This window comes from Mesorhizobium sp. M1E.F.Ca.ET.063.01.1.1 (assembly GCF_003998155.1).
Classification (GTDB): domain Bacteria; phylum Pseudomonadota; class Alphaproteobacteria; order Rhizobiales; family Rhizobiaceae; genus Mesorhizobium.
Genome location: NZ_RZSC01000516.1, coordinates 1 through 4,342, shown reverse-complemented (window position 1 = coordinate 4,342; position 4,342 = coordinate 1). Strand labels below are relative to the sequence as shown.

The window sequence follows — 4,342 nt, the reverse complement described above, 5'->3', positions numbered from 1 at the left end:
CCGTTCGCCTGAATGATCGCGCGCAGTTCGCTCAAGGCTCTCGCCTTCGCATCAATGATGGTCTGTTTTGTCAGGACAAACACGGCTGGCAGCGGTCGGCCGCGTGTTTCGACCGCGAGCGGAATGTAGTGGTCGGTGATCTGGATTGCGGCGGTCACGTCGTCGAGCGCGAAGAAGATCGGCACCACGACGATATCGGAAGCAAATAGCCCGGCCATGAGATTGTCGTTGGTGGTGCCTTCGGTGTCGATCAGCACCACGCTGCGCTCGCTATTGTGCAGTTCTGCCGCCTTCAGGATCTCGCGCGGCGTCGTGGCGCTGACCAGTTGGAGTGTCTCGGGACGATTGCCGGCCTCCTTGAGCATCTGAGCCCACCGGCTCATGTTCTGGCGAACGTCGCCGTCGATGAGTGTCACCGCGTAGCCGCGCTTAAGGGCGACGGATGCCAGCGCGCGCAGCAGGGTCGATTTGCCAGTGCCACCTTTGGCGATAGCGGCAGATATGATCATAGCTCGGGGGACCTTCGATGAACCGCTTTATGCCAACCGCCTGCCCGGCAATTGTCATACCCGAACCCAAAGTGTAGTGTCAATTTATGAGCGATCAACCGGACAGGACAGAGATGTTCAGGGCAGCTTTGGCCGAGATCTCGACGCGCGACGGCTGCGAGGCCGCGCTTGATGCGGCAGCCGCCACGCTGGCGCATTACAGCGCGCTTGCCTCCGTCGGGATGATGCGCCAGCGCGAGCTGATCTTGATGGTGCCGAACAGTAAGGTGTGCGGAACGGATGATTAGGGCAGTATTGGTGGCCGTAGCGGCGGCGGCGAGCCTCGGCGCCGCCGCTCCAGGTGATCAGTCCAAGGAGGCCGGCAGCAATCCGATGTGGCCCGCCGGACTGCGATGGGATTGCGCCACGGCAGCAAAAATCGTGTGTGAACGCGACGGCTCCTGCAAGGTCGCAAAAGGGGATGCTTCATTCCTGCTCAACTACGACAACAACAATATCGAGTTTGCCAGCGGCGATGTGCGCATCAAGCGGCATTATCAGCAAACGGTGCAGGCAAGCCCTCTCCAAAGCGAGGTCAAGGTGGAGCTTGCCGACAATCGCGTCATCTGGCTGACGGCGGTGGACGCCAGTCGCACCTATTCCGACGCCTGGGTGGGTGCCCTCACTGAATTGAAGGGTGGCGCCGTCCTTTTGGAATCCCAAGGCGTCTATTGCACCCCACACAAGTGAGCGCCGCGAACCGGGCCCGCGCCAGGGATGGGACGGCTTCTGTAGCGCGGGAACGCCAGCGGCCCGTTATCTCCGGCCTCCGCCGTCCCTACGGCGCTATTGGAGGCGCGCTCCGGCTCCGGCTCTTTGGGCATGGGAACTGCGGCGACACAAAAGAAGATCCTTCGATGGACCCGATTGCGGGGCGAAGAGTGCGGTGCCACCAGCGGCGATCACTGCAGGAAGAGTTTCGAGGGAGTTGCTGATAGACCCGGGAACTGAGCCGAAACAGACGTTGGCATGCAGACGATCATTGAAGCTGCATCGCTTGCCAGCCATCGGGTCCCCTGGAGAATGCGACCAGGCCATCACCTTCGTCTTTCCAGGCAGTGCGAAGCTTGTACTTCACGGTGCATTGCACGCCGGGTCCCACGGCGTTCTTCGAGCACTCTCCGATGCGCAACGTCGCTTGATCAGTATTTTTCGCTCGCCGGAAAGCGTCCAAAGCCTCGGCCGGCGATGGAATCTCAAGGCCGGCCGCGGCCAATTTCGCACACAGCGACGGTTCGGACGGAATCGCCGCGGAGAGCTGGTCTTGTGTCGGATAAAGAGCAAGCGTGCCGCCTATGCCGACCAATGTTCCGGATGCCGCCGCCATGATAAGGGCCCCCGCATTGAACATGATCACGGCTTCGGAAAAACGTTGAAGGTCGAGGCGATAAGATCCGTCGTATAGACGGTCTCACCGTTGCGCTTGAAAGAGTTGTTGCTGATGCGGCCTTCGACCAAGACCACATCGCCGGGCTTCGCGTTCTCCGCCACCCAGGCGGCTTGCTTCTCCTCCAGGACCGTCACCTGGACCCAATCAGTGGCTTCCTTGGGATGGCCTTGTTCGTCGCGCCAATTGCGATTGGTGGCAATGTTGACCTTGGTGCTTTTGTCGAAGGGCGCGACCGACCCGACATTGCCATGAATGGTGAACCTGTTGACGCTTTTCATCGGGGTAACTGCCTCTTTTCCTACCACTAATTTAGCCGCCCGGGGTGACTCGGGATCATGGTCTGCTAAGGTTGAACCAGATGCGCTGCTGCAGCCGGGTTCGCGTCGTCGTAATCGATGTAGTAAGGCTTCGTGCGGCGCGGGCGTTGAATGTCGTAATAGGTGGTCGTTCGATCGTTATGTGCTCCGCTGGAGACATGAGTAAGCTGGACCGGCACGGTGCGGTCGCCGAGCTGGATGGTTCCCGTCGGACTTCCGTCGGCCTGACCATGCCGCGCTCCAAAGTTGGCAGGCTGACCGAGATTGCCAGCCGCGATTCGGCACATGCTGGCCTGGCCTTGTCCCGGCGGGTCGCTGGCCGGCGCGTAAGGCATCCACCCCTGCGGGCAGGCCTCGTACGGATCGTAGCCGGCGCCGGACGAATTGGCCTGCGGACAAGTCGGCCACGAAAAGCCCGGCAATCCCATGGCGTCGATAAGCCGGTCAATGGGTGGATGACAAGACGGCGTGCCCTGCCAGTCACCAGACAGGCAAAGCAGGACCTGGCAGCCCCACTCGGATGCGAATGTTTGGGACGGAACAGACGCGGCGCCGGCGATCGCGGCAGCGCCCACAACGAGGTATTTCAGCATGGTGCGGGCTCTTTTCCTCTGAAGGTTTTTGATACTTTACTGTGGATTTTGCTCAGGGAAAAGGGCAGACCGAACAGGCGGGTTCGTGCGAATACATAGATTCATGCTGCCAAACGAAGCGGGCGAGGTGAACAACCCGCTTCGGGACAATATCGCGTGGTTTCTCGAAGCCGAGCGCCGTAGGCGAAAGCTTCGCCATCAACACATGGCTGAACTGTTCAAAACGTCGCCTGGTCAAGGACTCGCATACCGCACCTACATTCGCACCATGAGAAAGCGAAACAACGTGACGCTGCGCACGGTCGAACAGATGGCTCAGGCGCTGCAGGTGTCGATCGCGACACTTCTGGTCGGCGGTGCTGAACTTGAACCCTGGGCGCACAAGCTCACCGAAAAATCGATCCGCGCGCGCCTCGCCGCGATCATCGACAGCGAGCGAAAGCGCCGCAATCTGGCCCGCTATCAAATGGCGGAGCTCCTGGGCGTCTCGGAGATTACGTTCACCAAGCTGGAGCGCGCGAGCGGCAACATCAGCGTCGACACGATCGCCGCCGTCGGCGAGGCGCTCGGCCGCGATCCGGCAACCTTCCTGTTTCAGGAACCCGACAGCCAGCACCAACCGGCCTGATTTGGCGACCGATCCCCAAGGCTGCTTCAAAAACAGCCCTCGTGCAGCCTTTAGGGTTCCGCGGCAAGCGTGATTGGCGGCTAGGGCGTCAACCGGTCGGCGATTCGTGACTGGGGAATGGCTTCGACCCCTGCGGCGCCCAGTCGGATCGGCTGTTAAACGGTCTTTTGCTATATTTATTGCGGGAGCTTCCTGTGGACGCCGCTTTTTTGAAGGCAGTCGGATAAAATTTAAGGCCGAGATTGGGCCGAAATTTCGCAATCCAGGCGATCTGACGCCGATGCACGACAACAATGTGATTGGTGAGGTTCCTGGCTCGCCATTGCCTGCGCTCGGTGACGCGCAGCAAGCCGAGCGTGCCGGCTTTGCGCAGCGCATTGCGCACCGTTGTCGGCCCGACGCCGGCGCGATCGCCGATTTCCTTTACCGATCGGTCGCAGTTGCCGTGCTGCCGGCAGTCGGACATGACAATGTAGAGTGCCGCGCTTTCGCCTTCGGTGAACTCGCCGGCGAATTCGGGCCGGATAGCCTGCATGCGGGCGAGACGCCGCTTGCGTCTCCATCGCACGGGATCTCGCAAGCCGCGGGCAGCTTCGCGGCGGCCTCGCTCACTGCGAGGGCGTTGCGGATAAGAGGAGCGGGGTAGTGCGCGACCATCCGCAGGGGCGTTCTTGAGGTTGGCGCGTTGTCGCTCAGCCTTCTCGCAAAGCCGCTCCGCATCGGCCTCGCCCAGCAACTCCTCGCCGTAGAGCTTCCATATCTGCCGGCAAAAATCGTCCAGCTCGGCCAATGACCGAATGTTCGTGAGCCATAGGCTCAACGTTGAATAGAGATCCATTTCTTTCCTTTCGCAGGCCGTGCAAAGC

At 60.9% G+C, this 4,342-nt stretch carries 8 protein-coding genes; 3 read left to right on the top strand and 5 right to left on the bottom strand.

Annotation, left to right across the window (positions count from 1 at the left end):
• On the bottom strand, positions 1–509 hold a 509-nt coding region (locus tag EOA29_RS26805), incomplete at its 3' end, for a ParA family protein (RefSeq protein ID WP_145969812.1).
• A gap of 113 nt (positions 510–622) precedes the next feature.
• On the opposite strand from EOA29_RS26805, the gene EOA29_RS41680 reads away from it, so the two are divergent.
• The gene (locus EOA29_RS41680) at positions 623–796 is read left to right on the top strand and encodes a hypothetical protein (protein WP_158302685.1); all 174 of its coding nucleotides are present in this window, start codon (positions 623–625) and stop codon (positions 794–796) included.
• A 10-nt stretch (positions 797–806) separates the two neighbouring features.
• Positions 807–1,238: a hypothetical protein gene (locus EOA29_RS26800; RefSeq protein ID WP_245468549.1), complete on the top strand. Its 432-nt coding sequence runs from the start codon at positions 807–809 to the stop codon at positions 1,236–1,238.
• 289 nt (positions 1,239–1,527) lie between these two features.
• Here EOA29_RS26800 and EOA29_RS26795 read toward each other — a convergent pair whose 3' ends face one another.
• The 3 genes from EOA29_RS26795 to EOA29_RS26785 form a co-directional block, all read right to left on the bottom strand.
• Positions 1,528–1,905: a hypothetical protein gene (locus EOA29_RS26795; protein WP_127221843.1), complete on the bottom strand. Its 378-nt coding sequence runs from the start codon at positions 1,903–1,905 to the stop codon at positions 1,528–1,530.
• Complete coding sequence (locus tag EOA29_RS26790) at positions 1,902–2,216, bottom strand: single-stranded DNA-binding protein (RefSeq protein WP_127221842.1); 315 nt, start codon at positions 2,214–2,216, stop codon at positions 1,902–1,904. The genes EOA29_RS26795 and EOA29_RS26790 overlap by 4 nt, the downstream gene beginning before the upstream one ends.
• A 65-nt stretch (positions 2,217–2,281) precedes the next feature.
• On the bottom strand, positions 2,282–2,848 hold the full coding sequence (locus EOA29_RS26785) for a hypothetical protein (protein ID WP_245468548.1): 567 nt from the start codon (positions 2,846–2,848) through the stop codon (positions 2,282–2,284).
• Between the two features lie 103 nt (positions 2,849–2,951).
• On the opposite strand from EOA29_RS26785, the gene EOA29_RS26780 reads away from it, so the two are divergent.
• Positions 2,952–3,476 carry a helix-turn-helix transcriptional regulator gene (locus EOA29_RS26780; protein WP_127221841.1) on the top strand — a complete coding sequence of 175 codons (525 nt, stop codon included), beginning with the start codon at positions 2,952–2,954 and terminating at the stop codon, positions 3,474–3,476.
• 88 nt (positions 3,477–3,564) lie between these two features.
• On the opposite strand, the gene EOA29_RS26775 is transcribed toward EOA29_RS26780, so the two are convergent.
• Positions 3,565–4,342, bottom strand: a 778-nt coding sequence (locus tag EOA29_RS26775) for a hypothetical protein (protein WP_210213173.1), incomplete at its 5' end; no start/stop codon positions are given.

Coding starts and splice junctions, on each gene's coding strand:
- EOA29_RS26785 (WP_245468548.1), bottom strand. CDS start 2,848: ATGCTGAAATACCTCGTTGTGGGCGCTGCCGCGATCGCCGGCGCCGCG.
- EOA29_RS26790 (WP_127221842.1), bottom strand. CDS start 2,216: ATGAAAAGCGTCAACAGGTTCACCATTCATGGCAATGTCGGGTCGGTC.
- EOA29_RS26780 (WP_127221841.1), top strand. CDS start 2,952: ATGCTGCCAAACGAAGCGGGCGAGGTGAACAACCCGCTTCGGGACAAT.
- EOA29_RS41680 (WP_158302685.1), top strand. CDS start 623: ATGTTCAGGGCAGCTTTGGCCGAGATCTCGACGCGCGACGGCTGCGAG.